The organism is Bradyrhizobium sp. WSM2254, from assembly GCF_000472645.1.
GTDB classification, from domain to species: domain Bacteria; phylum Pseudomonadota; class Alphaproteobacteria; order Rhizobiales; family Xanthobacteraceae; genus Bradyrhizobium; species Bradyrhizobium niftali.
Window position 1 is genome coordinate 1 of the sequence record NZ_AXAB01000105.1, and the last position, 1,014, is coordinate 1,014.

Sequence of the window (1,014 nt, forward strand, 5' to 3'; positions counted from 1 at the left end):
GTGGTATACCGTTAATGTGCCAGCGTCTACCTTAACGGAAGACACTTTGTCGTTCCATTCATCTCCCAGATAGGACCTTGTTTCTCCCTTTTGCACTCATGCCATGGTCAGCCATTTGTTACTAAAAGATTGAAATATATATAGTATTTACTGAAATCTTGGGGTAGGACTAACGCTGCCTTGATAGCTGTTTATTGCGACTTTAGTCGCAAATTGCAACTTATGTTGCTTTTTTCAACTGGGAAAGGATTATCGAGAGAGAGCCCAACAAATCACCTACCCAACTACTCAAGTTTAGAAACCAAGTTTGTCAAAAAAAACTTGGCTTCTCTATGGGACTATTAATTTTTTGGATCGTCTCGATCGGATGAAAAATCCATCACCTTTTTTGTCTTGACATTCCAACGCTGCAATTGACGGTGAATCGTGCTTTTATTCACCTCCAATATTTCAGCCGCTTTTTTAACATTTCCATCACAATGGGCAAGGGTACGCTCAATCGCCTCTTTTTCTATTTGCCAGAGTGGGGCAAGTTGGTGCGGAGGAGTGCTTATGTCAGTGGTATGCTGAGGGAGTGAGGACTCAAGCTCACTGTGAAGAAGATCAGTATATATCATCTCAGGCGTGACTATCTTGCCAGTGTGCATGATAACAATATGGCGAATAACATGTTGCAATTGTCGCACATTACCAGGCCAATGATACTGCTTTAGTATTTTCTCAGCTTCAGGGGAAAAACTTTCAAATGATCGGTTTTCCTCCTTTGCATAGCAAGTCAGAAAATCTTGAGCCAGCAGTAACACATCGTCGCCACGTTCACGCAGTGAGGGCATCTTGAGATTGATGGCACCCAAACGACGGTTTTAGTTGCGTTGATTAACGCGATGTCGTCACAAGAGATAATTAATAATTTAAAATCGCTCAAAGCGCGAATTCCAACAAAAATTTATAGACATCGGTTCACCCGTGGGGCATAGAAATGTCTTGTCGGGACAATCTGCTTTGACGGCATAA

The 1,014-nt window shown here is 42.1% G+C and carries 1 protein-coding gene; it reads right to left on the bottom strand.

The features are described from left to right. Positions 1-341: 341 nt before the first annotated feature. The gene (locus tag A3M7_RS47950) at positions 342-854 is read right to left on the bottom strand and encodes a helix-turn-helix domain-containing protein (protein WP_084302867.1); all 513 of its coding nucleotides are present in this window, start codon (positions 852-854) and stop codon (positions 342-344) included. Positions 855-1,014 lie beyond the last annotated feature (160 nt).